This window comes from Fusibacter sp. QWL-12 (assembly GCF_058683495.1).
This window is the reverse complement of record NZ_CM178745.1, coordinates 3,614,553-3,641,151: the sequence shown is the minus strand read 5'-3', so window position 1 is coordinate 3,641,151 and position 26,599 is coordinate 3,614,553. Positions and strand designations below refer to the sequence as shown.

Here is a 26,599-nt window from a genome sequence, read left to right as displayed (position 1 = left end):
TGAACTAATTTAATAAATCATAAATTCTATTTCTTGCATTGTTTTTATATCATGACTCTTAATACCATAATTTGAAACCGTATAAATTTTATTACCAGACCAAATTATGCGACTTACAGACTTAGACGTGTCATACCAATAAAGAGAACTATCCTCAATTTCTTTTTGAGTTAAATGAGAGGACTTACCGAGTAAAATAAAGCCTACTTCTGGGTTGATAATGTAAACATACGCACCCTGAAAAACAAATTTATTATCATAATAATCACCTTCGTAAAGTGTTACAGGTAATGCAAATAAGTTTTTTTCATAAGAAAATAAGAGTGACTTGTGGTTGTTGAGCACTTCTGTATAACTATAGCTTGAACCAAGGGTAATTTTACTTTTTTCTACTGGATTAGAAACATCTGAGACATCAAACAGTGCAATCTTAATACCTCCTAACATCTGACCATTTCCAGTATCGATCATTTCTCTTCCAAATCCAATCACAGAATTTTCACCATATGGATGAAGATAGTCACTGTAACCAGGTATTTTTAAAAATCCCAATACTGTTGGTTCTGAGGCATCTTTTAAATCAATAACATAAAACGGATCTACCTGTCTAAACGTTACAAGATAAGCGCGGTCTCCTGCAAATCGAGCGGAATAGATACGTTCTCCAGGTGCTAGGCCCTCTAGTTTTCCTGTTAAATGCATCTTTGAGTCAAAAACATAGATGTTGTTTTGTGAATTATCAAACCATGTTTCTCCAGATGTCGTCGCAACCCTGTATTGATCATTATAAGCATCAATGGAAAACTGATTGAGGATATTTCCTGGTACGGTACCTTTACTACTATATTGAAAAGTGCCGTTACTTAACTCAAATTTATATAGATCTGTAAATCTCAAATTGACAGGTGCGAAATAATCATAAATCATCTGATATTTGTATTGATAGCGTTCCATAGCAATGATCATTGTGTTTGAACTTGCATATACGGTTGAACTATTACCTAGAAAAACATTTATATCTGGACTTTTATCTAAAACATCTAAGTCAAATCCAAGAGTTATTAATAAGCTCCTTTCAATTGAATCAGGGAAATACTTTAGTTCATCAAGACCCACGGTTATTGTTTTTACTTCATCTTTTCCATTTCCTATTATTGTATCAGTGAAATTTGGAATTGGGTTATCAATAGTATAGTTGTAGGTAGTCATCCAAGCATTTTGAACCATATAAAGTTTGCCATCGGTTACTCTTGAAGTGAATAAATTACCTTCATTATCAAAAGTTCTAATTAAGTTTGGGTCAGTAGGATCTGATATATCATAGAATAAAACAGAATTTAAAATGGTGCTTGGATATTGAACCGGAGGTATATCATAGAGATAAAAATCTGGATCATCTATCAAATCGTCTGTTGATGGTGTTGTGGGTGGATATTCAATAGCATATGATATTTCCTTCCGAGCGATAACGATGAGCATATTCTTATAAAGATAAAATTCTGATGCTCTTAAATTATCATCAAACATAATTGTTGATATTACTTTCATTTGTTCACCAGAAATATCTGTAATTTTAATATCTTGGCCCCTTAACTGGTAAATAAGATTGCCATTGGTTTTAATTATATCTGATTCATCGACGCCATTTACCTGGACATTAGTATCGCTATGATCTGGCTCTGCTACTGGGGCTAAATCTGCGAGTGGCTCATCTATAGATTCTAAAGGCATTTCTTCGATAACATAATCATTTGATGGAGGAACATAATATTGTGTGTACTTTTCTGCATATTCAAATAATAAGCGCAGTTTTTCATTTGAATCTACAGTGGGTAAATTATTTGTATAAGTAAGGGGTTTAAAACCACTTTTTATTGAAATTAATCTTTTAACTGGATCCCATGAAACTTCATTTCCAAATGCTTCTGATACAAATTTTAATGGTACAAGCGTTCTCCCATTTTTTATCTGCCCGGGGACATCGAGTGCGATCAATTCGCCATTAATATTACCAAAATTTTCATCAAGTTTTATTGAGACACTTATTTCTTCGTTATAGGCAGTTGCAATTCGTAAATAGTTATTCCAACTTATATTCAGACCAAGTGCTTCAAAAATTGATTTGAAAGGTACAAGTGCTCTACCATCTTCAATTTGAGGTGCAACTTCAAGTTGTAAAGGTTTGCCATCAATCTCAATTTGAATGTCATTTTCAGAATAGCTTGGTACACAAACCAAAATGAAAAACAGCATTAAAATGATGATTTTTTTATACATCCATTCTCACTCCTTTCTTTAAGCAAAAAAGACAACCCAACATGGTTGTCAATCTATTAGTTTGAATGCCTCGTTATATGTATTGTGTAACCATGAAGCTTATATACCCATACTTTACAAAAGCCTTTCAAGTTTTCGACTTGTGATTAATATCAAGAGGTCTAAGTTATTCATCAAAAATTTATGATAATAAAAAAAACAGCCCGAAGGCCGTTTTCTAACTATATTTTTATATCTCGCTTTGGATAGACAATAAAGGCAGTTATCATCGAAACGATGACGATACCACCTGAAATGATGAGATAGGTCGTGTCTAAGCTACCTTCTTTTAATATTTTCTGTGCTTCAAAGTACTTAAACGGTGTTAAGTACTTCATAAAATCTAGCTTGTCGCTTAATGCCATAATGACATTGACGAGGTATAAGATAAAAACAAGCACTGCTGAGAGTTTTCCGCTACTTTTATATCGCTTTAAGACACTCGCCATGAGATAACCTATTGATAAGAATATCAGCATGATGATGAAACAAGAAACCGTAATCTGAGTTAAGAATTTGAAAAACACTTGATCGAGATCATAGGGTTGCATCGCTGCTGTAGTTGCAGCAAAAATAACCAATGATAGGAAGACGGTATTGATAAGTGCTGCAAGCCACTTTATAAATAGTAGCTTCCTTCTGGAAACTGGTAAAGTAAGTAGATATTCTGCAGTTTTATCTCTCTCCTCTTTTGCTATAATGCCATTCCCGAGCAGTACAGCGTAAACACCAACCATGATATAGAAGTAAAGTGCCACCAAACTAATATAGCCTGTTGTGGTGGTTAAGTTGGCGTTCTCCATAGAAAATGCCTTGAGCATCCCTTCTGGCATGGCGTCGAGAACATCGCTCATCTCTGGATTATCATAATACGCAGAAAACTCAGAGGTCATCATAAAAATTAAGACGATAAAGACCACACTCCAGATGAGCAATGTTTTAAATTGTGCTTTAATTTCCCATTTTAATATGTGCATACTTTGCCCCTTTGTTTATACAGAATGAATGTCTTTGGTCAAATACGTTTTGTAGGAAACGACAATTGAAACGACAACGATGATAAAGTACATCATAAAGTAATTAGAATTAAGTTCCCCATTTTCTAGGATATAATTGGGTTCAAAATAATGAAATGGAATCAGTCCACTCACCCATTTGCCACCGACGATGGTTTGAACACTATTCACGATGTAAAGGCCAAAGCACAAACCAAGTGATAAGCTAAGCACGGACTTCACCTTTTTAAGAAGTGTTGAAATAAACAAGCTCAGTGATAAAAATAAAAGTGATAGTGGTAATAATGTTAAAAGTAATAGAACCATACGCTCTTGGTCATAAGGGTGTCCGTTTCTGAACGCCTCTACTGAAATCAACGATGCTCCAATTGCGATACCACTGGATATGATCATGATGATAACGGATGCTAAGAACTTAGAGATATAAATTTCGCTTCTAGACACCGGTTTGGTCATTAAATAATCTGCAGTCAGCTCTCTTTCTTCAACGGATAGGATAGAAAATCCATAATTGGAGGCTTGGATAGCAAGCATGAGCTGAAGAAAGACAAACACAAATGAAAAGTAGCCTGGAACCGTCGCAAGTGATAATTGACCACCCATTCCAAATGCCTGTAGAAGCTCTTTTGGATAGTTCTCTAGCATCTTATCGACAAGTGCTACGTCGTCACCAAATGTAGGATAAAACATCATAAGTAAAGCTGCTAAGATGACTAATGAGATACCCCAAATAATGAGTGATTTCAAATGCAGCTTAATCTCGTATTTTAAAATATTTAACATCAGTGCCTCCTAGCGATAATAATGCATGAAGATTTCTTCAAGCGTCGGTTCTTCTATTAGAACGTCTTTGAGGCTATTTTGACTGACGAGATGCGTTAATTGATTGATATCTCCTTTATAGAAAAATTTAAGTTCGCGATCAACATGATGAATATTGGTTACTCCTTGAAGGTTGATAAACTGATCTGATGGGATCTGATTGCCTTTTAGTGTTACTTTCTTGTAGTTGTCCTCTCTCATGGACTTGATATCATCCACTTTTATAATTTGACCATCTTTTATGATCGCAACTCGATTACAGAGACTTTGAACCTCTGCTAAAATATGTGATGAGAAAAAGACACTCGCACCATTTTGATTTTCTTGCTTGATGATATCGAAGAATTTTTGCTGCATTAAGGGGTCGAGACCACTCGTAGGTTCATCAAGTACGATCAGTTTAGGTGAATGCATGAGTCCTTGTACGATACCAACTTTTTTCTTGTTACCATAGGAAAGATCCTCAATTCTCTTTTTAAGGTCCAGCTCCATGATTTCTGCAAGCTCGCGCATTTTAACTTTAGAATTTTTATTTTTGAAAAAGCCTGCGGTATAATTCAGTAAATCGATGACCTTCATCTTATCATAGTAGAAAACCTCAGATGGCAAATAACCTATTTCCTGACGTATTTCTGGTCCAGACATAAAGCAGTCTTTACCAAAAATTTTCGCCGTACCAGAGTCTGGATATAGCAGTCCAAGCATGGTTCTAATTGTTGTAGACTTTCCAGCGCCATTTGGGCCGATAAAACCAAAGATCTCGCCTTCCTTTACATCCAAAGAGACTTGTTCAATGCCTCTTGATTTTCCGTAGTATTTTGTAAGTTGATTTAGCTCGATTACGTTCATATGCTCCCCCAATTGTGTATTCTATAGTTCTATGGTTAATGGGTTGGTAAACTTTTTATAGAGTTTCAGGATATTATCGACTTTGACCAATTGATTTTCCATATTCCCAACCAACGCGATATAAGGTAAATTGCGCATCTGAAACTCACCTATCAATTTACGATTTTCTATGGTATCTTCACTCATCACGATGAAAACTACATCCGGTTGTAACATATGGTCCGCTTGTATGCTTAAGAATTCGGGATGATCCACATGATGCTTTTGACGATAGATTAAATTAAGCTCGTACAGTCCAGCTTGTATAAGTAAAAACTGATTGGCGTCGCTGGTTTTTGTTTTTATTTCTGTCGCTACTTTATTTAAGCCTAATCCGATATCTTCTATCTTAAAATCATCATCATATGGTGTGACCAACTCAGTTTGGTAGATTTCACTTAGCTTCTTAACCAAGTTAAATGTCATTTCGCGGTCATAACCTAAAAAAGCGACTTTTGTGATGAAGTCATTATAAACTGCTGGTGGTACAAAGTTACGATTTGCAAAAGGATTGTTTCTAATATCGGTACCAGTTACGTGAATTTCTTTACGGTCAATGTCTACGATTCTATTTTCAGCGTTTAATGCATGACTCATTCTAAAGCCATAAGCTTCACTTGAAAAGAAAACATCTATTTTTTGCCCGGCCAACAACTCTATGATAAAATCCACATGCTTTTGTTGTATTTCATCTGTCCAGCCGATATCGGTAGGGACATGCCACCCTTCTATAACGGTTACTTCTGGATATTGCATTCTGATCCAGTTAGCTCTAACGGTTAATGGAATGTGCGTGTGTTTGGGCGCGTCGTATACGATAACTATGAGTTTTTCTACTTCTTTAAGTGATGATTCTATAAGAAATTGATGTCCATTGTGAAAGGGTGCAAATTTTCCAACGGTTAAGCCTGTTTTAAAAGGTTTAGACATGGTGGTTCTCCTTTCTATCATATGTGAGCTGTACCAATCCTGTCTGAAAGGATTCTACTTTGACGAGATTTAAAACTTGATCCATGGATTTTTCTTTAAATAATCTAACGCCTTCACCTATAAAGGTTGGAATTACAGAAATGATCCATCTGTCAATCAGGTCCATTTTATGAAGTGTATTCACTAGCTCAGCACCGCCATCTACGAAAACATCACCCTCCAAAGTTTTTAACCTTTGAATCAGTGCATTGAGGTCTCCGTTATAAAAGTAAGGGCCATCGCTTGTAGTCTTCTCTTTCGATGTAATAATATAGCAAGGCACATCCTGATGTGGAAAAGGTATACCGAAGGACATGACTTTTTCATAAGTTTTTCTGCCCATTAGTACAGAGCCGACTGTTGTTAGAAATTGATGATACCCGTAATCTTCGCCTTCCTTTTCAACGAGTGATAAGAATGCTAAATCTCCATCGGGTTTTGCGATAAAACCGTCTAATGACATTGCAATATATACGACAACTTTTGATTGTGCCATAAAGCCTCCTGTAAATATAATTGAAAAACTGTCCTTTTATACTTACCCTATTATAACTTCTACATTCACTGATAAAATCCTTTAATTAAAATCTTTGGAAATAGTGTTTATAGATATTACTAAAAGTAAGAATGTGGCAAATAAAAAAGAGACGACGTCCATCTAATTAAAGATTAATGTCATCTCTTTGAAAGTCTAAATTATTTTAAATTGAAAGAATACTCTATGATAATTAAAAAGTTTTCTTTTCTAACAGCTGCAAATTTAGCATAAAAGCCATCTAATCTTTTAACGATAGGCGTTAGAAGATAAGTACTTGATTTAGAATCAAAGTAGTCTTTGTATGGCGGGTATATCTCGAATAAGTTGAGTCCTATACTTTCAGCTTCAGTTGCTGTAATAATTTTGCCTGACGGATCAAGGACTTGATAGTTAGAAATTTTATGTTGCTCTGCAAATGACTTTGCTTCTTCAACTGATCTTTTGGCATGGTATTCATTCATTAAAAACTCAAGTTGTTGCGTTAAAATCACATCAATACTCTTAGAAGATATTGTTTGGTAGAAACGCTCATTAATGTCACCTAAGTTTAATGCAGAGGTTTTAAGCTTTTCAATATCTAAGCTCATCGTTTTTACGATAGACTTTGTTGTTAATACGGTTTGATTATTTGTTGATGTATGATTTGAAATAGCTTCAATTTGATTTTCTATTTCATGGACCGCATTTGAAAGTCTATCTATTGCTGTAAAGGCGTGTTCTACACGCTCTTCAGTTAATTTTGAGTCCGTTGAGATTGCTTCAAAAATCTTACTTGTTCCAAAGACCTGATTTTTTACCGATTCACTCATTTCAACGCTTTTTTCCGTCTCTTGCTCTGTTACTTTAAGTGCTGTCGTAATAGCCGTAACACTGGATACGATATCGGTTAGTGACTCTGAAGTACTTTGAGCCAACTTTCTAATTTCATCTGCAACTATGGAAAAGCCTCTACCGGCTTCGCCAGCACGAGCAGCTTCAATACTTGCATTTAGTGCAAGTAAGCTTGTATTCGATGAAATGGCTTCTATTGTATCTGTGATTTGATTGATGGCATTCGCTGAGGTCACTAAATTGTCGATTTGTCCAACAAAGCGATTGGTTGACTCTGCCATCGTCTCCACCGTGCTCATTGTTGCTTCAACCTCAGCCAGTGAACTTTTTGATCGATTATAGGTTTCTGCTGAAGCAATTTTTGCTTGCTTCATGCTATCTGTAATTTCCTTCACATAATTGGCAACACTTGTAATATCTTCATTTGCTGATGAGATATTCTTTACATAGTTTTGGGAAGAACCTGCAATCGTATCTACATTTTCTACCATTTCATTCATTCTACTTGCATTATTTGTCATAAACTCTGAAAGTTCATCTGAAAGTGCATTCGTTTTAAGCGATGTAATGAGAAGTTCTTCAAATGTGCGTTCATAATTTTCGCTTAGCTGTGTTAATAAAGCACTTGTCTCCTTTACCGATTTATTCTTTACTTTAAATGAGACTTTATAGTTGCCCTTAGTCAGAAGTTTCAAAGAGTGATTCATTTGCTTTAAAGCTCTTTTGTGACGTAAACTCATGATAAATCCACCTAAAGCACTACCAACTAAAACAAAGAGTAGCGAAAATAGTACATTTGTTAACATTACATTCCTCCAATCGGCGCTGTTATTCAGCTGCCTTCTTTAACTGATTAATATCGAATTTCTTCATACCTAAAAAGGTCTGAATTACTTTTGTCTTTTTCTCTTGATTGTCAGTGTTTAATAATTCCCCCATAATGGAAGGTGTTATTTGCCATGAGACACCAAATTGATCCCTACACCAGCCGCATTGTTCAGCTTCTGGATCGTGTGATAATAACGACCAGTAATGGTCAATTTCTTCTTGGGTGTCACATGGTATAATGAAAGAAACGCCTTCATTAAACTGATATTGGTGATCATAACCACTGTCCATAGCACCAAGCATCATGCCATTAATCATAAAGTTAACGTGTTTGACGCTGTTATCTGGATTTGGCGCTTCGTTCAAGTATCGTGTCACTTCACTACTCAGTGAACCACCAAAGGTTTTAATATAATGATGAACGGCTTGCTCACATTCGCCAAGATGTTTACCAACATACATAAGTGTTGGGATAATCTTCTGATCTGATAATGGTGTATGGTTGAGCATGATTTGCCAGGATACATGATATTGATCTTCAACCCAAGCGTAGTATGGACTAAATGGATAAGTTCCTAGTGGCATAAGTTCAAATCCACCTTCGATAAAGCAGTTGTAAAACCGATCTACCTCTTCTTTAGTTGTACAATTAATTAAAAATGATATCGTAGGATTTGGTGTGAAAAATGGACCTGCTGAAATAAACTGAAAGGGTTGTCCTGCTAGAGTGAGTTCTACGAGATGTGCGGTTCCTGATGGTGTATCCTCAAGTTCAGTCGTATGATTTATTTTTGCATTTTCAAAAACAGATACATATCTTTCTGCCGCTTCAAGCGCTTCTTTGTCAAACCATATGTGGGGTATAATTTTGTTCATGTTAGCCTCCTATATAGACATTAAATTACTATATAGTTACCCATAATTTATAATAGCATTTCTTAAGATTAAAATAGAATGCAATAAACTATAAAAAAATAAGGATTTGTCACCTAATTTTTGAATAATAATCGTATAATATTACATATGAGAAAGAAGGTGTGGCGATGTTATACAAAGGAATCGTTTTAAGCGTTCATGAAAACTATTCTATTATTTTAACAAATGAAAATCAATACAAACGTATAAAAAATAAACTTGGCCTATCGGTAGGACAAAAAATCTGGGTGAATAGTGATGATTTCTATACATCAAGTAATAATGTTGTATCGATGTTTAATAAAAGATCAATCGTTGCTGCTGCAGCAGTTATCGCAATTGTTTTTTCTAGTTTCTTTGGATTTAACATGTATCAAGTTAGCTATGCAACCGCTACAGTTGTTACAATTGATATTAATCCAAGTGTACAGCTTGAATTAAATGCAAATGATAAAGTTTTAAGATATATTGCACTTAATGATGATGCAGCTTCCCTTTCTCTCGAAAGTATCAAAGGGATGGCAGTCGAAGATGCCGTTGAGATCGTCGTCTCACAAGCGATAGAGCAAGGCTTTATCAATTCAGAAGACTTGATTGATGATTACGTACTCGTTACGACGATACCAGTAAAAGGTAATCCAAATAATAACGCTGATATTGAGAATAAATTAGAAGAAAAAATAAACGAATCAGAAGTCCTTCAAGAAGTGAATGTTGCATTTAACAAAGCAACTAAAAATGAGTTAAAAGCGGCAAAAGAAAAATCAGTTTCTGTTGGCCTTTATGTTTTAGATCAAGAATCTGATCAGACAAATGTAAAAGAATATTTCGCTGAAGAAGCCCTGATTAATCAATTTGAACATTTTGGTACCATCATTCAAAAGAGCGATCAAGCTAAAGTTAATGAAATAAACAAGTTATTAAATACACTTGAGATGTTAAGCGTAGATGTTACAGCCTTTAGAGCAAAATTATCTCAAGAAGATGTGAACTACGATTCATTAATTGAAGAATTGAAAGGATTTATAGAACAACAAGAGATTCAGTTACCACAAAACCCAGGTAAATCGAATAATGGCAACTCTAATAATCCTAAAAATGAAACGACTGAATCCCCTACAACAACGGATTCAAATGATAATAATGGTAAAAACAATAATGGCAATAATGGCAATAGTGGAAAGAAAAACGATCAAACACTAACTACAGAGCCAACTTCTGAATCTGTTGAACCTTCAACAGATTCAACAACGGAACCTTCTTCTGAGCCGTCCACTGAACCTGAAACAAAAAATCCTTCAGGAAAACCAGTAGAACCTAAAACGAATAATGGCAACAATGATAATTCAAATAAAGGTAATTCTAAAGGTAATTAAAATAAAAAAATTAGAGAGTGCAATTTTTGCACTCTCTTTTTTTATAGCCACAATTCTTATTCCACACCACACATTAAAGGCGAATCAACATAGCAGAATTTTGATTTGTTTTGCTTATGCTGGGCATAACAATAGATACAATGATTTAAGCAAGTGCTATAGGCACCAATGTCTATACTTTGCACGCATCCACAATTTTCTCTTTGATGATCGTCTTTTTTCTCACATAAAGTCACATCAAATACAGATTCAATTAATTTTTTATCAATACAGTGTCCATGACAGATACCATAGTCTTCCAGTGATGATTGTTCCGCACAAGTTTCAATTAAGAAATCATACTCATATGCAATGGATGTAAAGGCATTCAAAATCTTTCCTACTTCATCTGCATTTGGTGTATGGATGTTTTGTTGTTCCAGTTTTTTCTTATTAACAGGATATGTATCGATGAAACTGATGACACATTTCGATAGATATGGAGATAATGCTTTAGCTATTTTTGTAAAGTTTTCAATATGAAATTGTGTATCATATTGATCATTTAGCAATATAGGATCATATCGCCATATGACACGTTCATTTCCAATCAATTTAGCTAAACTTACATAAGTATTCAATCGATTGTCTAAAGATGGTAAATTTGGTTCGATGTCTGTGCCGTATGCATTTAATGTAAAATGAAAGTAATAGTTAAACCGTTCAATTTCATTTAATCTTTCAATCATTGGTTCAGGATTTTTAGTCCAAAAAACAAGGCAGTCTATCTGATCATTAAATTCAATTCTACGTCTTTGCTTTGAGTTCATAGGATTTTGAGTAATCAGATAGCCCTCTTCTACTCTTTTATAGAACCATTCGCTATAAAAAGCTGGTATATCGGTACGTCTACTTATGCTTAATATCATATTCTTTCCCCCTTAGAATATTTTAGCATAATATGGTGTAGAATGCAGTCAGTTTCAGTTATGTACAGATTTCAAATCACTTTTACATCTAAATTACTTCGACTTTACATAGATTTAACATTGTAAAATCTATTTTATGTTAGAATAGGATAGGAATTTATCGTGTATACAATTTTTAAAAATCTTTAAATTAGGGGGCATTAAATAATGTCAGTAGCAATTGGTGTTTTAGGCGGTCTTGGACTATTCCTTTTTGGAATGCAGCTGATGGGAGCTGGTTTACAAAAAGCCGCTGGTAAGAAGTTAGAACGTATAATTGAAATTTTAACGACTAATCGTTTTATGGGCGTTTTAGTGGGTGTCATCGTAACAGGTGTTATTCAAAGCTCTAGTGCCACTACAGTAATGGTTGTCGGATTTGTAAATGCAGGTATTATGAAGCTTTCACAAGCTGTTGGCGTCATACTAGGTGCAAATATTGGTACTACAATAACGGGACAGATCGTTTCTTTATCCATTGATGAAATCGCACCTATAGCGGTAGGTGTCGGTATGATTATTTGGATGCTGTCAAAAAAGGATTCACAAAAGAACTTTGCTGAAATCCTCATTGGTTTAGGGATCTTATTTATCGGTATGGAATTTTTAAAGGATTCATTAAAACCACTTAGAGAGCTTCAAGCTTTTGAAGATTTAATGACAAGTATCGGTCATAATCCTATTCTTGGTGTTCTCGTAGGCTTTGGTCTTACTTTTATCGTACAAAGTTCAAGTGCTTCTATCGGTATGTTAATTGCCTTAGCTTCTGCAGGCGCATTGCCATTAGCAGCTGCATTACCAATTCTTTATGGTGATAACATCGGGACTTGTACAACTGCCCTACTTTCATCTATTGGTGCAAGTAAAAATGCTAAAAGAGCTGCAATTATTCACTTAGCGTTCAATACAGTCGGTACTTTATTATTCGTCGTTGTATTAAGTCATCCAATTACATCTATTGTTACTAAACTTGATCCAACTGATGTAGGAAGACAGATTGCAAATGCACATACGATCTTCAACCTTGCAAACGTTGTAATCCAGTTCCCATTTGCGTTTATCTTAATTAAAATAGCAATGTGGATTATACCAGAAAAAGGCGAAGAGCAAGTTAAGTTAACAAAATATATTGATGAACGTATTTTAGAAACACCTACTATTGCAATTAAAAGTGTTACAAATGAAACCATTAACATGGGTGAAATCGCTAAGAGGAGCCTTGTGTCTGCTATGGATGGTTTATTTGAGGATCAGCTCGATAAGGTTAAGAAAACATTTGAATATGAAAAAGACGTTAATAAACTGGAAGAGTTAATTACTGAATATTTAGTTAAGCTTTCAAATAAAGACATTATGGATACAGATAGAAAGTATCTAGATGGATTATTTAATAGTGTAAATGATATTGAAAGAATTGGTGACCATGCAGATAATATCGCTGAACTCGTTATGACCATGAGTGACAACCACATTGCTCTTTCAGATGTATCTAAAAAAGCATTACTCATTATGTATAATAAAACTAAGGAAACTTATGAGATGGCTCTTGAGGTTTTAGAAAAGCCAGATCAACAATTGATTGATTCTGTTATCAGTCTTGAACAGGAAATGGATCAACTTCAAAGAGATGCACGTCGTGACCACTTCTCAAGACTTAATTCAAATGAATGTAGTACTGAAGCCGGCGTTTATTATCTTGAAATGGTAAACAACCTTGAAAGAATTTCTGACCTTTCTTGTAACTTAGTAAGAATCGTTGCGGATAACGTATCATTCGCGTAATTTAAATCAATTATTTTAAGTAAAAGCCAAAGAGCTGTTTCAAATCAAATGGATTTGCAACAGCTCTTTTTATTTTCATAATGATTCTACATGACTTTTAAAGTTATTTAAAATGGCTTGCCAGCCATTTCTCTGTAATTCTAGTGGGTTAACCTTTTCAGCATCAAAAGTCTCTTCTACTAAGACACCAGATGGATCTTTTTCATTAAAATCAATCGTTACAATTCTACCATCCCCTAGCTCATAACTAATATGCTTTAATGGGTTAACTTGTAAGTAAACACCACCAAAATCAAATCCAATGTCTTCAGTTTTTGAAGCCATTCTATATGAAAATGTGCCACCGTTTACAAGATTGTTGGTTGCAGTTGGACAATGCCAATCATCAGATGCAAAGTTCCATTTTGTAATATGCTCTGGCTCAGTAAATGCACGCCAAACCTTTTCAAGTGGCGCATCAATTAATACTGTAATTGTAATTTTTTCAAATTGATTCATAATAGCCTCCTTTTTATGATAGTTACCCTAGGACATATTATATTAACACTGCTATAATTAAAATTTTAAAGTATAAAGTCTTCAGATTTTACCATATGTGAATTTGTAGCAAAAAAATAAAAAAGCCACTGTTTGTGGCTTTTTATTTGCGTTACTTTAAACTATTTCTTAATTTTGAAACGGCTACTTCTTTTTCCATCGTCAATAATCTTATATCTCTTTCTACACGTTTAAGCTTTAAATTTGTTTTTAGTATGTATTGTAACAATCGGTATAGTAAAAATGGTACACCAAAAATAATTGCTAATAGTGTTGATAGATTGACTAAGTTTATAAGCATTGGAATTGATAACACTTTTTTACCTCCTATAAAATTATTAGTGACAATAAAGTAAATAAACTGACGAAAAATATCAAGAACAAGGTTGTTTTAAGTATGATTGAAAACTGAAAACTATGTAAATACATGGAATAAGTTGCGTTGTATCTCTCAACACGTCTCTCAAACCAAACCAATAGATTATGTATATTTGTTAATCCCCAAAAGCTAAAAAAAGCGATTGTAGTTAAAACGATTAAGATAATATAGTGCTTCAAAAAATCACTCCTTCATACCGGATAGATTAAGACAGCATAAATAAAAATTACTATAAAACATAGAATCAAACAAACAGCATATATGAGTTTCTGCAACATAACAACCTCACCAAATATGATGCTTTTATTATACTTAAAAATATCTTATAAATAAAAATGACTTCCCAAACAACGTCTTATAATTCCTAAACGAAGTTTCGAAAGTCATATTTAACTTATTCACCTTTTATTGAGAGGTAAAACTCAGCCAATGTCGCATTGAAGTATGGAATCACATATAGTAGCCCTATACCAAATGTGATGAGTCCGAGGAAAAACCAACCGATAAAACTAAGTCCTAATACAAACAGCTCTCCTTTATGACCTACCATAATTTCCTTACTGAGTCGAATGGCTTCAAGTGGGGTTAGCTCGGGATGATCAATTAAAATGTAATAAGTCATAGAATAGCTTAATCCTGCTATAATGCCAGGTATAATTAATAATAAAAACCATAAAAAAGTAAAAATTGAAATAAATAAATACGCAAGTAAAGTGTCTAAGAATCTTTTAAAGCCTTGAAACATGGATTCAACTCTTGCCTCATCTTCTCTGAGAATGTTCCGATAAAAAAAGGCAACGCCATAGGCAACTGGACCAGATAGAATAAAGTTAATTAATGATGAAATACTTGATGAAACAGAGCTTAATGGTGATAAAACTCTTAGATGCTCCATCCAACCTCCACTGAATCTAAAAATAGATGTATCAGTGGACAAATGAATGTTGTTAAGAATTAGTGCAATAATAGTTACTGCAATGGCAATGATCCATTTGCCTTGAAGCGCATCCTTTGCCCTCATTTTCAGTTCATAACGATTCATATAACCTCCTCAATTGAGCTATACTTATTTATACACCAAAAAACCAAAATTCCCTCTATTTTATTTTAAATAAAGGGAATTATGACCAGTACTTATATATTGAATGTTAGGCCATCTCATTGATAAAGTTCTCCTTCAAATGTTCATTTGTCCACATAGAAGCTTGAAAATTAAATCGATGTAAAATCCTGTCTATTGGGTCGTCATGAAATGATCCTCTAGTTTCAACGAAAAGTTCATAGGGTAGTTTGATATGCAATCCAGATTCTATAGAACGAATTGCACGTTCAATGCCATCTTCAATATCCATTCTTTCAAACGATTCCATAATAGATTGCTTTTCAGCGTCGCTCAATTTTTTAGAAAACAAGTGTTCATAGTAATCAAAAATTGCTGAGAATAAATCCATTTTGTGCATATAAAGTCTCCTTTTCGATTATTAGTAGGTTTGTTAGGTCAGTTTATGCCCCACTAGATATAGTGTATCATAAACTGTACAAAAATCAAAACATAAATGTATGAAAAATTGAACAATTATGCAACAAATAATATAATGCTACTCAATATTTTCAAAATTCAATCTATTCATCCTAAACTCCTTTTTAATAAGATAGATGGTAAATCCTCCAGAAATAGATGCACCAATTAAAGGGATGATTTTTATCGGTAAGATTGATATTGCAGCTCCGGATGTAACTAAAGCTATTGGTAATATTACCTTAACCAAACTCATTAAAATGCTCATCACTCTTCCTAATAAATGAGAAGGAACCTCTTGCTGAAGGAGTGTTGTAATCGGCACATCCACGTATGCGATTGCAAGACCCATAAGACAAAAATTCAAACCATAATATAAGGTAAGTATGACAGGATTTGAAAAAACATGGTAAGGTAATCCTACACCACCTGCCAAAATCGCTAAAAATAAATTCATTGTGAGCAATACCTTCTTATAAGAGAATTTCTTCAATAGTGATTCAATAGTTAATGAGCCAATGATTAAACCAACTGGAAAAAGCCCATTTATTAATCCAAATTGTGCTGAAGATAGTTTGAATATTTCATTAATCAAGTAAGGTGCAGGTACGTTTACTGAAAACCCTAGGAGGAAATTTAATGCAGCAAAGATAAAAAAATACTCTACAATAGACTTGTTTTTGATAAAGTACGCTATCCCCTCCTTAAAATCTGTTTTAAAGGATGTACTGACAGTTATAGGTGTTTCTTTCTTGTGATAATTGAAATCCATAAAGGACTCACTTAAGGCTGAGACTAAAAATGAAATGCCATTGAATAAAATGAAAGCTCGGATGTCAACTAAGGCATATATAACACCGCCTATGATTGGGCCTAGAACAGAGGAAATGGAATCGATGAGTTTGCTATAGGCGTTGATTTTTATTAGTTTCTCATCTGGCACTAGATTTGGCTTTGCTGCTTCTATGCTAATAGCGAATAGAGTGCCAAAGCTATTGAGTAAAATTGTCGTCAAATAAACCATTTCTAATGTGAAATTCATTTTCCCTGTTAAAAAGAAAATTGCAATAAACAGAAAGCCGTTGATGATGTCCATGCTGACGACGATTTTCTTTTTATCAAAGCGATCAGCAATGACACCACCAAAAGGACTGATCAAAATTAGTGGTAAAATGGAGAGCATTAAGGTTATACCATAATTCAACGCAGAACCTGTCAGTTTTAGGACATATAATCCTACTGCAAAATTATAGATCGCCGAACCTATGACGGACACCCCTTTTCCCATAAAGAATAAGCCTAAATTATATTTACCATATTTGTTATCACTCATCATATTCACCTCTCTATAAACAGTGTATAGGATGGTGTATAACCGATAGCAAGATATTAAATATGGTTTTTTATGGTTCAAAAAATTAAAACCATTGGGTTAACCCAATGGTTTAAACTTGCCATTAACGATATAAGTAAATACACTTTCTCCAGATACAAAGTAGTTTTCCATAGGACCACCTTTTGTAACGGATGGTGATTGGTAGACATTAAACGATTCTAATCCCAATCTTTCTAAAGCAGATTTAATTGTTTCTAGCTTGAAGTTTGGTCTAAATGCCATTTCTATAATAGAATTTTTAGCAAATTTATCAAACAGAATAAAATACCCATGAAACTGCGCTTGATCATGAAGGAGTGGCATCAAATCATCTAATAAGAACTCAGTATGTTCAAAGGCGTAATTACTAGATCCAGATACATCTAGTAGTAAGTTGACAGATTGATCGGCTAAAGGAATTTCTTTAAAATCTGAGCAAATATAGACGATTTTCAGCCTAGTTTCTTGTTGGTCCATTATTGATTTTAACCAAACAAGCTTTTCAATATCATGATCTACTGCAACATAGAACAATTCTTTATCGAAGAGATCAAGATGATACCTTAAAAAATAGCCATGCCCTGATCCAAGTTCAAGAATGAGATCACCTTGTTTTAGCTCATTAAACTGGTTATGTCTTGATGACCATTGTAGACTGGCATAAAGCTTTTGGAGATAATCTGGGTCAGTAGATCTTAAATATTGATCAATATAGGTTTCGCTTGCCTCTGTAACCAAATGTGAATAACTGAAAGTTGAATCGGGCTCAAAATCAGAAGATACAAGTATGCCATCAATTATTTTCATGTGATAAGCTGCCTCACATCTTTGACAGGTCAAACTACCATTTAAAATCGAATTTTGAACGATTTGTCCCGACTCTGTAATCAGTGTGGATTGACAATGTGGACACTTAAGAAGTGCAAGACCGTCTAAAGGCAATCCTTTAACACGAGTCGCTGATGATTTGGTTTCACTATATTGATAAATCGCATCTTGCAACCCTTGCTTTGTTACGAGTAACGATTCTATCTCTTTATTAACCCAATCGTATTTCTTACGAAAAAAAGACAGAAACGAATCACGCTTTTCAACGTCGGTAAGATTACCAATTCTTTTATAGATGAGTATTTTACTAATTTCACTTAAAGAAAATCCAAGTGTTTTAAGATGAATTAAATCATCAAAATCGTTTTGACATGCTTGATCAAAGTGATAATAGCTTCCATATTTCTCTGGAAAAATCAAGTTCAAATCCATATAATGTCGAATGGTATCTATACTGACGTTATTACGTTTCGCAAACTGGCCTATTTTCATGGCTTCCCACCTTATTTGATAATATCAGTTATGAAGGTTACTATCTCATCAACTATAATTGCTCTTTGCTCGCTTCTGTCAATTTCAGCTTCATTGTCTCCCTTTTGAAAACCATAATTACCAAACTGGCTATGATTGCCTCCCTCTATAGATTGAAAAATTGAATTAGAAGGTAATTTGTTTTTTGTAGATTCTATCTTTTCTTGGGTAACAAAAGCATCCTTTGTCCCCCAAATACTTAACACGTCTATATCCATTTGAGACAAATCACTAGCTGAGTACGATGCTAAGAATATGATACCGCTAAAACTTTCTGAATGATCATAGAGGTATTTTGCAGCCATGCTACCACCTAAGGAGTGACCCATTAAAACCCAATCTGGATTGATTGCTAGTTCTGATTTTATATCATCTGCTTTATTCACGTCAAAGATGGCAAAATTAAGAGGCATTTTTACGATGACCACTGGAATATGATGTTTTGCAATTTCTAAAGCAAGCACACTGTATGCCTCTGGCTCAACCTTTGCACCTGGATAGAAGACAATCCCTTTTGATTCTGCTGTCTCCGGACTAAAGAAGATATAATCATTTGAGTTTGTAACCGTGATATCATTTGTTCCCTTTAAAGCTTCTAAAGCTTGCTCATCTGGCGCATAAGAATTCGTAAACCACACCCCCATTCCAATGATTGCAATTAGTAGAACTGATAAAATAGTGATTAGAACTCTCTTTTTTGTGAAGATTTTCATAGCTACCTCCATTATTCAAATGCTTGAATATTGCCTTTAATATAATATAGATCGAGTTGATGTAATGCTCTGGTCATCGCAACATAGAGTAATTTTATATCACGTTCTGAATCTGTATAGCTTTGAGCTAAACTTACCACTAAAACCGCATCGAATTCAAGTCCTTTTGCAAGATAGGATGGTACTATGACGACGCCGGCATTATAAATTAGGGATTGATCTGTTAGTATCTCGGTCGTTATATTTCGTTTAGCGAGTTCATGCTGGATATGCAGACACTCTTTTTGCGTCTTTGCAATTATTGCCATGGATTTATATGCTTTTGTGTGCCATTCTTCAATTTTTTCAATTGTACTTGAAAGAAGTTCCTTTTCAAGCTGAAACGCACGTTTAATTGGCGCATCCCCATGTCTAATAACTGGCTTTGCAGTCACTAGGTCCTCTTGATTCAGACGTTTTAGGACTTGACTTGCCTCTGTCATTATTTCTCCAGTAGTTCTATAGCTTTGAACCAAAGTCATATAATTAGGTTCGTCCTCAGGAAAAACTTCGTCCATCATCTTTTGCCAGTTTTGTGTGCCTCTATAAGCTAATATGCCCTGCGATAGATCTCCTAGTAAGGTCATACGACTTGTTTTTAGTACTGTCTTCAGCACATAGAATTCTGCTGAGCTAAAATCCTGAGCTTCGTCTACTACCACAGTTGAGATATCAAGATCTGCAACTGAGCCATGACACTTAAAACCGATTAACGTTAAAGGGCTAACATCTTCAAGGTCAAAAGTATCGGCTTTTGAAAAATCGTGCTTTATAATTGGCGCGTTTTTGATATAAGTATCTATAGACTTTAAAAAATCAGAATAAAGTTCAAAAGGATCAGATTTTTTAAACAAACGCATATAACCCCTAATGAGTGTTTTATTAAGCTGCTTAGTTTCTTCTATAAGCAAATCCCTTTTCGTCATTAAACCGACGACTTTTTCTCTTCTCTCATCAGAAGGTACTTCTTTTCGTAGGATGTGATCAATTTTAGCATCGTAGGATTCCTGAAGGTGTTTTAATCGTTCTTTATAAATTGATTTAAGTCGATTCTCAAGTAATTTTTGAATTTCTTTTATACGATGTGCATAAGGTAAATGAGCAAAATGACTTAAAAACCACGATCTGACTTCTACTCTTGAAGCGACTCTTTCATCAAAAAAGTCACAATGAACGGTTGGCGTTATGTCTTTTTCATAATTGTCTAAATAAGATTCTATCGATTTGACAAACCCAATTGATCCTTTAATGCGTGCAATTTCCGCTTCGACTTCAGCATTTTCATTGTGATTAATTAAGTTAACTAAAACCGTATGCTTGGCATGAAGTTTCAGTTTTTTACCCAATATAGAAAACATTAGATCTTGAAAGGTTGTCTGATTGACTTTTTCTACACCGAGTTCAGGAAGTACTTCTGAAATATAGTTGATGAAGAGTCGATTGGGCGCTATGATCATAAATGAATCTGGCTTAAAGGTCTTTTCATAAGTATAGATAAAATATGCGATTCTGTGTAGTGCAATTGTCGTCTTTCCAGATCCTGCTACCCCTTGTACGATAAGTGGTTTTCTCATGCTTGCACGTATAATTCTATTCTGCTCTGCTTGAATGGTAGAAGCGATATCTTTTAGCCTCTTATCTGCATTTGCTTCAAGTGATGCTTGTAAGAATGCATCGTTCGTCGTAATATCAACGTCTGTGATATCGCCAAGCTCACCTTTTTCAATTGCAAATTGTCTTTTGAGTGTCAATTCACCACTGTAGGTGTCTCCTTCGCTCTCATATTGATTTTCTCCGATACGACCTTCATAATATAGCGATGCGATAGGTGCTCGCCAATCGACGACTAATGGGGTAAAATCGCCATCTTTAAGAATTGAAGTCTTGCCAATATAAAAACTTTCGGTATTCTCTTTACCGCTTTGGATGAAATCGATTCGCGCAAAATAAGGTTTGTCCTTAGCACGCATTAGGCTGTCGTAGTTACGATTTGCAATTTCGATGAATTGAGTTGAAATCATGGCATCAATGTAGCTTGAAGAAGCTTCTTGCGTATCAATTTCACTCATTGCGTCACGTAGATTGTCTTTGGATCTTTCAGTAAAACGATCTACAGCGTCAATGGTTAGATGCACATGTTTAAGTGTCTTTTCCAGTCTATCATTTTCTTGAAGATACTGGGGATGCTGGCTTGCGTTCATAACTACCTCCACAAAAGAAGAAGGATAGTCATCTCGTGATAACTATCCGTAGGTCAAAAGCGACTTAAATATTATATACAAATGTGAAGGTTGTTTCAAGTATTAAATAATGGTTAAGCGTTTAGAAAATTGCTTTTCAAAACGTTCAGCAAATCTCATAACTGATTTTTTCTCTAGCTCAAAGGTCCCGTCCCCTTCTAAGTGTAAAACGACTTCATCTTTAAAGCTTTCGACGGAAATGCTTTTTACAACACCATCTTCAGCACGATCTAAATGTTCAGCCAAATTCATAATAACGACTAATTTGCCTAAACGATTCAGCTCAGCCTTGGATAATAAACCTTCAAAGTCTGTCATTTTGGTTTTGATTCCAGCTTCTCTATGAGAACCAACAAGGTAGGCGACTGAGATGCGTTCTGTATTAGTAAGTCCTTCCAAGCGACCGTTTAATATGAGATAAAAGCCATGCACATGATGATCGTAATATTCTATATGAATACCAATATCGTGTAATAAAGCTGCAGTACTCAAGATTTTTATGTCTGAAGGCCCTTCGCTTAATAATGGCTTTAATCCTTCATAGAGACCAAGTGCCAATGACTGCACCTGTCTTGCGTGTTTTTCGTTCACTTCAAATCGACGCATCATATTTTGCTTGCTTTGAATGAGCACATCATCTACGATGATTGGCATACCAATACTAGGGAAATATTTCTCATAAAACACACCATCTCTAAGACCATTACCACTAATTCTTATCTCTGGTGCATCGATTCTTTCAAATAAACATTTAAAAGGCAGTAAACCTAATGTGATGATGTCAGCTCGTTTCTTACTGATGCCACTGATTTTATCGAGATCTTTCTCTTCAGTGTTAATAATTAAATCAAATAGTTTTTCGATTTCAGAGTCATGTAGCTTGTAATTATGCATATTTTCAATTGGATAACCATTTTGATCACGATCAATTTTACCGATGGTACGAATCACACCACCAAGGCCAATAATCGGAATATCCTTAACCTGCTCAAGCCACTTTAATTTATCATAATGTTCCTTGATAAATTTGGAAGCAGCTTCTATTCTCTTTTTCTTTGACTTTTGATCTGCGAATTTTTCAGTTAAGGTAACGGAGCCAAAGGGTAAACTTACAGATTCCTTTAATTCGCGATCGGCCATATAGATAATCTCTGTGCTACCACCGCCGATATCAAGTAATAATGCGGTTTTTAACTCCATAGAGTTTACGACGCCCAAATAATCATAATAAGCTTCTTCTTTGCCGGTTAAAATTCTAAACTCAAGATCTACCTCTTCTTTTACACGTGATAAAAAAGCATCTTTGTTCTTAGCCATTCTAACTGCAGCTGTTGCAAGTGCGTAAACTTCTTTTGTATCATTTATTTTAATGAGCTGTTTAAAGTATTTTAATGCCTCAATCGTACGACGCATTGGCTCTTCTCTGAGGATAAGTGCAGAACCCATCCCTTCGCTCAATCTTACCATTTCACTGGCTTGATCAAAGATACTGTACCCGCCAAATTCATTGATACCAATAATGTTCATACGTATTGAGTTTGATCCTAAGTCAATTATTGCAATCGTTTTTTTCATAGGCGCCTAGCTTTCTAATAGAGATTGTATTTTTTTGTTATATTCTGCATCGTCTTCATATGTGAGATGCTTAAAAATTTCATGTACCTGAACTGGATTTTTTTCAGCTACAACTTTTGTATAACTTCCATCTGAATGAAGTGACCATGATTTTTGATTGTCTTTAAAATAAAGCTGAAGGGTTAGCCATATTCTCTTATAGAGAACTGGATCTTCTACGGGAAATAAAAGCTCTACTCGCCTACTTAAGTTTCGCGTCATCCAATCTGCACTGGATAAGTAAATTTCTGGAGAGCGATGATTTTGGAAGTAAAAGATTCGGCTATGTTCAAGAAATTCCCCAACGATACTTTTAACGACGATATTTTCACTAAGTCCTTCAACTCCTGGAACTAAAGTGCATATACCTCTCACCAACAACTCAATCTTAACACCAGCTTTTGATGCCTCATAAAGCTTTGCAATTAATTCTTGATCCACAAGTGCGTTCATCTTTGCTACGATGTGAGCAGCATTTCCCGCCTTTGCATGGATGATTTCACGATTGATCAAATCATAGAATTTTTGCCTTAATGTATAGGGTGCAACGCTCATGATGTTGGTATTTACGGAAGTGACAAACCCTGAAACCATATTGAAAAAGATTGAAGCATCGGTTCCAAATGATTCCTTACATGTAAATAGTCCCATATCTGTATAAACCTTTGCGGTTTGGTCATTATAGTTCCCAGTACTAAGGTGCAAGTATCTTTTTATTTTATTTTTTTCACGTCTTACCACAAGCGTAATTTTGGAATGGGTTTTAAGACCATAGATGCCATAGATGACATGCACCCCTCTTTGTTCCAGCTTTTTCGCCCAGTTGATGTTGTTTTCTTCATCAAATCTTGCACGTAACTCAACCAAAACGGTGACCTGCTTTCCCTTATCAGCCGCTTCTGCTAACGCCTTAATGATTTGTGAATCTCCACTAACGCGATAAAGGGTTTGCTTAATCGCCAATACATGAGGGTCCTTGCTCGCCTGCTTTATAAAATCAACTACCAAATCAAAGCTTTCAAATGGATGATGTAATAAAATATCATTATCCTTGATTGCTTTAAATAAATTTTTTTTATCAATTGGTGGATATTTCTTAGGTTTATAAGGTGCACGAACCAATGAAGTATTGCCTTTAGGTGGCTTTAATTTCATCAGAAATGTTAAATCCAGCATACCATTCACTCTAAAGATCTGTGAGGGATCGAGCTGCAAAGCATCTTCAAGTACTTTCATTAACCAAGGGTCCTGAGAACTGTCAGTAATTTCGAGGCGAACGGTTTCTCCCCATTTTCTGAGTTTAATTGCTTCTTCTATGACCATCAACAAATCCTCAGCTTCGTCTTCAACGATGTTGAGGTCTGCATTTCTCGTCGCACGAAATTGGCAAGTTGACATGACTTGATGACCAATAAAGAGTTTATCAATAAAGGTTTCAATCACATCTTCTAGTAATACATAGCAAGCACTATCTTTGCAGCTGGTCACCTTAATAAGGCGATCCAATACATTTGGCACCTGAACTAAAGCAAATTTGGACTCCATACCAATCATAAGACGTACGCCTATATAAATACTCTTATTGGAGATTAAAGGAAAACGTCTTGAAAAGTCAACTGCCATTGGGGTTAACACCGGAAAAATCTCGAAGTTGAATTTTTGCTCAAGCTGAGAGATGATTTCTGAAGTAAACTGAGTTTTATGAATGATTTTAATACCACTTACCGCTAACTCTTCAAGCTGACTCATGGTTTTCTCATATTGTAAGGTTACCAGTTCTGAGACCTTCTCGTTGATTAAATCAAGTTTTTGTTTTGCTGTATAGCCAGTTTGATCGGGATCCTCATAGCCTGAACTGATTTGATTTTTTATCGCAGCAACACGCACCATAAAAAACTCATCTAGGTTAGATGAAAAAATAGCACTAAACTTAAGTCTTTCAAGTAAAGGCTGTTTTAGATCATCCATTTCATATAGTACTCTTCTGTTAAACTCAAGCCAGCTCAGCTCTCTATTAAAATACATTAGTCCACATCCTTAATTTCTGGTAAAATCCCAAAGGTATTTGCAAAGTTATCTATTGTAAACTCAAAGCTCCAATCCTCAAGTATGGTTTCGGATTGTCTTTTAACATTGATGATAAAATTATCGTCATTGATAATGGTATCGATGATTTCGATCCGCTGTTTCTTTCCTTTATCTAGTGAATCTGATATAGACAAAATTGAAGCCAGCTTAAATACGCGAATTTGCTCATCTTCAGTTAAGTTATTCGGCGGCAGTTGATACAGCTTCGTTTCTGAGCTTGAAATTAGTCTACAGATGTGAGCGATAATAAGCATTTCGTTATGCTTCACTCCAAAAATGTCCATTGTACTGAGTTTTTCATAACTGGTCACCAGATAATCTCTCATACGCGTGTATTTGCCGATTTCATGTAATATAGCACTCAAGCGTAGGAGCATTTCATCTCTTTCGTTAAATGAAAACGTTTTATTTAAACCCTCAAAAAGTCTAATGGCATTATGCTCAATGTTTTTAATATGACTCTCACTACTTTTGTAGCGTTTGCTGATTTCATATGCCAGATGATAGATGTCGTTATTGAAGTGTTTATAACGATTTAAATCATAGGCTTGTTCAATCAGTTCAGCCAAAATACCATCTCGTAAAGAAATATTTGGCACAGTGAGATATTCTGAATCGACTAAGTCGGTAAATACATCGTATAAAACCATGGTTGCTAAAAACTCGTACCAGTTTACAGACTTTGATTCAACTTTTTTTCGAAGTTCGTAATCGTTGTTAAGCGCTTTAACGCAAAGTGCTTTAAAATCGCGCATTGAAATATTGGATTTTGAGCCAAACAGAATCTCCTTAACCTGTTTAGCCTCACCACCGATTGCGATGAAATGCTTAATTTTCTTTGCCTCAATACTTGGCCAAATATGCGAAGTACGTGTCTCTATAATTTCTCTGAGCACATAAGGATAATTAATCGCGCGTTTTTCAAGTTCAATTAACATATATTTTAGCGTTTTAGTGCCCAGTCTTATTTCATCATTTTTGATAAGCTTATTTTGGCTATAGATACTGACATCGCAGCTACCTGAATTGACTTCAACGAGTAAAGCACTTTTTCGAATGTCTTTATAATTATCAACATTGTCGCGTATTGATTTGTAAGTAAGGAACTTTTCAATCGTATCTTCTACAACCTCGACCTCAAGTCCGGTTTTCATACGGATGATTTCGATAAAGTTTTTCGCATTTTCTGCTTCACGAAAAGCGCTTGTACCCACTGCTTTATAAGCAACGATGCCGTAAGACTCCATCACTTGTTTAAAATAAATCAACGTTTCCACAGCTTCTTTTACAGTCTCGAGTTGAATGGTATTTGAAAGAAACACTTCATCTCCCAGCGGAATTTGAACAGAGATATCCTCCAAGGTTTGCATTTGATTACTGATTACTTGTACAATTTTTAACTTTAATGCATTCGATCCCAAATCGATAGCTGCAAAAAGATGATTCATATTAAGCTCCTATCACTAATGATATTTAATAATTCTATTATACGGTTATATCGATACAAA

At 34.9% G+C, this 26,599-nt stretch carries 22 protein-coding genes; 2 read left to right on the top strand and 20 right to left on the bottom strand.

Annotated elements, in window-relative coordinates; genetic code table 11:
- Nucleotides 1-9 precede the first annotated feature (9 nt).
- The 8 genes from AC4PID_RS17425 to AC4PID_RS17390 form a co-directional block, all read right to left on the bottom strand.
- Entirely contained in the window at nt 10-2,277 is a 2,268-nt protein-coding gene (locus tag AC4PID_RS17425; RefSeq protein WP_492133264.1) for a beta-propeller domain-containing protein, read from the bottom strand.
- 221 nt (nt 2,278-2,498) lie between these two features.
- A complete protein-coding gene (locus tag AC4PID_RS17420) occupies nt 2,499-3,293 on the bottom strand; it encodes a DUF2705 family protein (protein ID WP_492133263.1) in 795 nt (264 codons plus the stop codon).
- Between the two features lie 15 nt (nt 3,294-3,308).
- A complete protein-coding gene (locus AC4PID_RS17415) occupies nt 3,309-4,115 on the bottom strand; it encodes an ABC transporter permease (protein ID WP_492133262.1) in 807 nt (268 codons plus the stop codon).
- A gap of 9 nt (nt 4,116-4,124) precedes the next feature.
- Nucleotides 4,125-5,003 (bottom strand): ABC transporter ATP-binding protein, encoded by an 879-nt coding sequence (locus tag AC4PID_RS17410; RefSeq protein WP_492133261.1) that lies wholly within the window; start codon nt 5,001-5,003, stop codon nt 4,125-4,127.
- A 21-nt stretch (nt 5,004-5,024) separates the two neighbouring features.
- Nucleotides 5,025-5,972, bottom strand: coding sequence for an adenylyltransferase/cytidyltransferase family protein (locus AC4PID_RS17405; RefSeq protein WP_492133260.1), 948 nt, complete (start codon nt 5,970-5,972; stop codon nt 5,025-5,027).
- Nucleotides 5,965-6,507 (bottom strand): dihydrofolate reductase family protein, encoded by a 543-nt coding sequence (locus tag AC4PID_RS17400; RefSeq protein WP_492133259.1) that lies wholly within the window; start codon nt 6,505-6,507, stop codon nt 5,965-5,967. Before AC4PID_RS17400 ends, AC4PID_RS17405 begins: the two co-directional genes overlap by 8 nt.
- A 200-nt stretch (nt 6,508-6,707) precedes the next feature.
- A complete protein-coding gene (locus AC4PID_RS17395) occupies nt 6,708-8,186 on the bottom strand; it encodes a methyl-accepting chemotaxis protein (RefSeq protein ID WP_492133258.1) in 1,479 nt (492 codons plus the stop codon).
- A 22-nt stretch (nt 8,187-8,208) separates the two neighbouring features.
- Nucleotides 8,209-9,084, bottom strand: a complete 876-nt coding sequence (locus AC4PID_RS17390) for a VOC family protein (RefSeq protein WP_492133257.1) — start codon at nt 9,082-9,084, stop codon at nt 8,209-8,211.
- 167 nt (nt 9,085-9,251) lie between these two features.
- Here AC4PID_RS17390 and AC4PID_RS17385 point away from each other — a divergent pair, with 167 nt between their 5' ends.
- Nucleotides 9,252-10,499, top strand: a complete 1,248-nt coding sequence (locus AC4PID_RS17385) for an anti-sigma factor domain-containing protein (protein WP_492133256.1) — start codon at nt 9,252-9,254, stop codon at nt 10,497-10,499.
- A gap of 56 nt (nt 10,500-10,555) precedes the next feature.
- Here AC4PID_RS17385 and AC4PID_RS17380 read toward each other — a convergent pair whose 3' ends face one another.
- Nucleotides 10,556-11,407 (bottom strand): DUF1848 domain-containing protein, encoded by an 852-nt coding sequence (locus AC4PID_RS17380; RefSeq protein WP_492133255.1) that lies wholly within the window; start codon nt 11,405-11,407, stop codon nt 10,556-10,558.
- Nucleotides 11,408-11,614: 207 nt separating this feature from the next.
- On the opposite strand from AC4PID_RS17380, the gene AC4PID_RS17375 reads away from it, so the two are divergent.
- Nucleotides 11,615-13,228, top strand: coding sequence for a Na/Pi cotransporter family protein (locus tag AC4PID_RS17375; protein WP_492133254.1), 1,614 nt, complete (start codon nt 11,615-11,617; stop codon nt 13,226-13,228).
- 75 nt (nt 13,229-13,303) lie between these two features.
- On the opposite strand, the gene AC4PID_RS17370 is transcribed toward AC4PID_RS17375, so the two are convergent.
- From AC4PID_RS17370 to AC4PID_RS17320, 11 genes are all read right to left on the bottom strand, one after another.
- A complete protein-coding gene (locus AC4PID_RS17370; protein WP_492133253.1) occupies nt 13,304-13,726 on the bottom strand; it encodes an SRPBCC family protein in 423 nt (140 codons plus the stop codon).
- Nucleotides 13,727-13,877: 151 nt separating this feature from the next.
- Nucleotides 13,878-14,081 carry a hypothetical protein gene (locus AC4PID_RS17365; RefSeq protein ID WP_492133252.1) on the bottom strand — a complete coding sequence of 68 codons (204 nt, stop codon included), beginning with the start codon at nt 14,079-14,081 and terminating at the stop codon, nt 13,878-13,880.
- Between the two features lie 457 nt (nt 14,082-14,538).
- The gene (locus AC4PID_RS17360; protein ID WP_492133251.1) at nt 14,539-15,186 is read right to left on the bottom strand and encodes a DUF975 family protein; all 648 of its coding nucleotides are present in this window, start codon (nt 15,184-15,186) and stop codon (nt 14,539-14,541) included.
- Between the two features lie 106 nt (nt 15,187-15,292).
- Nucleotides 15,293-15,604, bottom strand: a complete 312-nt coding sequence (locus tag AC4PID_RS17355) for a hypothetical protein (RefSeq protein WP_492133250.1) — start codon at nt 15,602-15,604, stop codon at nt 15,293-15,295.
- 138 nt (nt 15,605-15,742) lie between these two features.
- Nucleotides 15,743-16,996: an MFS transporter gene (locus tag AC4PID_RS17350; protein WP_492133249.1), complete on the bottom strand. Its 1,254-nt coding sequence runs from the start codon at nt 16,994-16,996 to the stop codon at nt 15,743-15,745.
- A 99-nt stretch (nt 16,997-17,095) separates the two neighbouring features.
- Nucleotides 17,096-18,358 (bottom strand): MerR family transcriptional regulator, encoded by a 1,263-nt coding sequence (locus AC4PID_RS17345; RefSeq protein ID WP_492133248.1) that lies wholly within the window; start codon nt 18,356-18,358, stop codon nt 17,096-17,098.
- A gap of 11 nt (nt 18,359-18,369) precedes the next feature.
- Complete coding sequence (locus AC4PID_RS17340; protein WP_492133247.1) at nt 18,370-19,110, bottom strand: alpha/beta family hydrolase; 741 nt, start codon at nt 19,108-19,110, stop codon at nt 18,370-18,372.
- Nucleotides 19,111-19,121: 11 nt separating this feature from the next.
- Nucleotides 19,122-21,350 carry an RNA polymerase recycling motor HelD gene (gene helD, locus AC4PID_RS17335; protein ID WP_492133246.1) on the bottom strand — a complete coding sequence of 743 codons (2,229 nt, stop codon included), beginning with the start codon at nt 21,348-21,350 and terminating at the stop codon, nt 19,122-19,124.
- A 102-nt stretch (nt 21,351-21,452) separates the two neighbouring features.
- Entirely contained in the window at nt 21,453-22,964 is a 1,512-nt protein-coding gene (locus AC4PID_RS17330) for a Ppx/GppA phosphatase family protein (RefSeq protein ID WP_492133245.1), read from the bottom strand.
- Nucleotides 22,965-22,970: 6 nt separating this feature from the next.
- Nucleotides 22,971-25,028 (bottom strand): polyphosphate kinase 1, encoded by a 2,058-nt coding sequence (gene ppk1, locus AC4PID_RS17325; RefSeq protein WP_492133244.1) that lies wholly within the window; start codon nt 25,026-25,028, stop codon nt 22,971-22,973.
- Complete coding sequence (locus tag AC4PID_RS17320; protein WP_492133243.1) at nt 25,028-26,539, bottom strand: Ppx/GppA phosphatase family protein; 1,512 nt, start codon at nt 26,537-26,539, stop codon at nt 25,028-25,030. The genes ppk1 and AC4PID_RS17320 overlap by 1 nt, the downstream gene beginning before the upstream one ends.
- Nucleotides 26,540-26,599 lie beyond the last annotated feature (60 nt).

Excerpts from the sequence above, each read along its gene's own strand:
- AC4PID_RS17425 (WP_492133264.1), bottom strand. The coding sequence starts at position 2,277 with ATGTATAAAAAAATCATCATTTTAATGCTGTTTTTCATTTTGGTTTGT.
- AC4PID_RS17420 (WP_492133263.1), bottom strand. The coding sequence starts at position 3,293 with ATGCACATATTAAAATGGGAAATTAAAGCACAATTTAAAACATTGCTC.
- AC4PID_RS17415 (WP_492133262.1), bottom strand. The coding sequence starts at position 4,115 with ATGTTAAATATTTTAAAATACGAGATTAAGCTGCATTTGAAATCACTC.
- AC4PID_RS17410 (WP_492133261.1), bottom strand. The coding sequence starts at position 5,003 with ATGAACGTAATCGAGCTAAATCAACTTACAAAATACTACGGAAAATCA.
- AC4PID_RS17405 (WP_492133260.1), bottom strand. The coding sequence starts at position 5,972 with ATGTCTAAACCTTTTAAAACAGGCTTAACCGTTGGAAAATTTGCACCC.
- AC4PID_RS17400 (WP_492133259.1), bottom strand. The coding sequence starts at position 6,507 with ATGGCACAATCAAAAGTTGTCGTATATATTGCAATGTCATTAGACGGT.
- AC4PID_RS17395 (WP_492133258.1), bottom strand. The coding sequence starts at position 8,186 with ATGTTAACAAATGTACTATTTTCGCTACTCTTTGTTTTAGTTGGTAGT.
- AC4PID_RS17390 (WP_492133257.1), bottom strand. The coding sequence starts at position 9,084 with ATGAACAAAATTATACCCCACATATGGTTTGACAAAGAAGCGCTTGAA.
- AC4PID_RS17385 (WP_492133256.1), top strand. The coding sequence starts at position 9,252 with ATGTTATACAAAGGAATCGTTTTAAGCGTTCATGAAAACTATTCTATT.
- AC4PID_RS17380 (WP_492133255.1), bottom strand. The coding sequence starts at position 11,407 with ATGATATTAAGCATAAGTAGACGTACCGATATACCAGCTTTTTATAGC.
- AC4PID_RS17375 (WP_492133254.1), top strand. The coding sequence starts at position 11,615 with ATGTCAGTAGCAATTGGTGTTTTAGGCGGTCTTGGACTATTCCTTTTT.
- AC4PID_RS17370 (WP_492133253.1), bottom strand. The coding sequence starts at position 13,726 with ATGAATCAATTTGAAAAAATTACAATTACAGTATTAATTGATGCGCCA.
- AC4PID_RS17360 (WP_492133251.1), bottom strand. The coding sequence starts at position 15,186 with ATGAATCGTTATGAACTGAAAATGAGGGCAAAGGATGCGCTTCAAGGC.
- AC4PID_RS17355 (WP_492133250.1), bottom strand. The coding sequence starts at position 15,604 with ATGCACAAAATGGATTTATTCTCAGCAATTTTTGATTACTATGAACAC.
- AC4PID_RS17350 (WP_492133249.1), bottom strand. The coding sequence starts at position 16,996 with ATGAGTGATAACAAATATGGTAAATATAATTTAGGCTTATTCTTTATG.
- AC4PID_RS17345 (WP_492133248.1), bottom strand. The coding sequence starts at position 18,358 with ATGAAAATAGGCCAGTTTGCGAAACGTAATAACGTCAGTATAGATACC.
- AC4PID_RS17340 (WP_492133247.1), bottom strand. The coding sequence starts at position 19,110 with ATGAAAATCTTCACAAAAAAGAGAGTTCTAATCACTATTTTATCAGTT.
- helD (WP_492133246.1), bottom strand. The coding sequence starts at position 21,350 with ATGAACGCAAGCCAGCATCCCCAGTATCTTCAAGAAAATGATAGACTG.
- AC4PID_RS17330 (WP_492133245.1), bottom strand. The coding sequence starts at position 22,964 with ATGAAAAAAACGATTGCAATAATTGACTTAGGATCAAACTCAATACGT.
- ppk1 (WP_492133244.1), bottom strand. The coding sequence starts at position 25,028 with ATGTATTTTAATAGAGAGCTGAGCTGGCTTGAGTTTAACAGAAGAGTA.
- AC4PID_RS17320 (WP_492133243.1), bottom strand. The coding sequence starts at position 26,539 with ATGAATCATCTTTTTGCAGCTATCGATTTGGGATCGAATGCATTAAAG.